Source organism: Micromonospora sp. NPDC047753, assembly GCF_040642735.1.
Classification (GTDB): Bacteria; Actinomycetota; Actinomycetes; order Mycobacteriales; family Micromonosporaceae; genus Micromonospora.
Map to the genome: position 1 here is coordinate 1 of NZ_JBEYSL010000791.1, position 1,979 is coordinate 1,979.

Annotated in this window: 1 protein-coding gene; it reads left to right on the forward strand. The window is 71.7% G+C overall.

What is annotated here, in order from left to right:
- Positions 1–1,979: glycoside hydrolase family 9 protein (locus tag ABZ749_RS34580; RefSeq protein ID WP_357235484.1), on the forward strand; the 1,979-nt coding region annotated here is incomplete at both ends.

Sequence of the window (1,979 nt, forward strand, 5' to 3'; positions counted from 1 at the left end):
GCGGCCCACGCCGACCCACCACCGGACGCCCCCGAGCAGATCGACAACGGCGACTTCAGCGAGGGGGTGAGCCCCTGGTTCTCCTTCGGCACCGGCGCGCTGGCGGTCACGGACGGCCAGCTCTGCACCACTGTCGCGGGCGGGCTGGCCAACCCGTGGGACGCCGGCATCGGCCAGGACGGCGTGCCGCTGATCGCCGGCGCCGAATACACCCTCGGCTTCGCGGTCTCCGCCACTCCCGGCGCCGCGGTCAAGGCCGTGCTGCAACTCGGCAGCGCCCCGTACACCACGTACGCGGCAGTGGACGCCACCGCCACCGGCACCCCCCAGCGGGTCGAGCAGACCTTCACCGTCCCGGACGACAACCCCAACGCTCAACTGATCTTCCAGGTCGGTGGTGCCGCCCAGGCGCAGACCATCTGCCTGGACGACGTCTCGCTGCGCGGCGGCGAGCCGCCCGAGCCGTACGTGCCGGACACCGGGCCACGGGTGCGCGTCAACCAGGTCGGCTACCTGCCCGGTGGCCCGAAGAACGCCACTGTCGTCACCGAGGCCACCGCAGCGCTGCCCTGGCAGCTGCGCAACGCCACCGGAACCGTCGTGGCCAGTGGCACCACCACCGCTCGCGGCGTCGACGCCGCCTCCGGGCAGAACGTGCAGACTGTCGACTTCTCCAGCTACCGCACCCCCGGCACCGGGCTCACGCTCACCGTCGACGGTGAGACCAGCCACCCGTTCGACATCTCCGGCGCCCTCTACGACCAGCTGCGCTCCGACTCGTTGCAGTTCTTCTACGCCCAGCGCAGCGGCATCGCCATCGACGGTGACCTGATCGGCGACGAGTACGCCCGGCCCGCCGGCCACCTCGGCGTCGCACCCAACCAGGGCGACACCAACGTGCCCTGCCAGCCGGGTGTCTGCGACTACTCCCTGGACGTGCGCGGCGGCTGGTACGACGCTGGCGACCACGGCAAGTACGTGGTCAACGGCGGCATCGCCACCTACCAGTTGTTGAACACCTTCGAGCGGACCAAGACGGCGGCCACCGCCAACGGCGGCGCCGAACTCGCCGACAGCACGCTGCGGGTGCCCGAGCGCGGCAACGCCGTGCCGGACATCCTCGACGAGGCCCGCTGGGAGCTGGAGTTCCTGCTGCGCATGCAGGTGCCCGCCGGCAAGCCGCTCGCCGGCATGGTCCACCACAAGATCCACGATCAGAACTGGACCGGGCTGCCGCTGTCCCCGCAGGACGACCCGCAGCCGCGCGAGCTGCACCCGCCGTCGACAGCGGCCACCCTCAACATGGCCGCCACCGCGGCCCAGTGCGCCCGACTCTTCGCCCCCTACGACGCGGCGTTCGCGACCCGCTGCGGCACTGCCGCGAAGACCGCCTACGCCGCGGCCAAGGCCCACCCGGCGGTGTACGCCAGCCCGACCGACGGCACCGGCGGCGGCGCGTACGACGACAGCAACGTCACCGACGAGTTCTACTGGGCGGCGGCCGAGCTGTACCTGACCACCGGGGCGCAGAACTACCTGGCCGACCTGACCGCCTCACCGCACCACACCGGGAACGTGTTCGACGCCCGGGGCTTCGGCTGGCAGAGCGTGGCCGCGCTGGGCCGCCTCGACCTGGCCACCGTGCCGAACGGACTGCCCGCCGCCGATCTGGCCCGGGTCCGCGCCTCGGTCACCGCCGCCGCCGACACGTACCTCGCCGAGCTGCGCCGGCAGGCGTACGGGCTGCCGATGCCCGGAGACGCCAACAGCTACTTCTGGGGCGGCAACAGCAACGTCATCAACAACGCGGTGGTGCTGGCCACGGCCTTCGACCTGACCCGCAACGTCGCCTACCGGGACGGCGCTGTGCAGGCGATGGACTACATCCTCGGTCGCAACGCCCTGAACATCTCCTATGTCACCGGGTGGGGAGAGCACGCCGCGGAGAACCAGCACAGCCGGATCTTCGGCCACCAGCT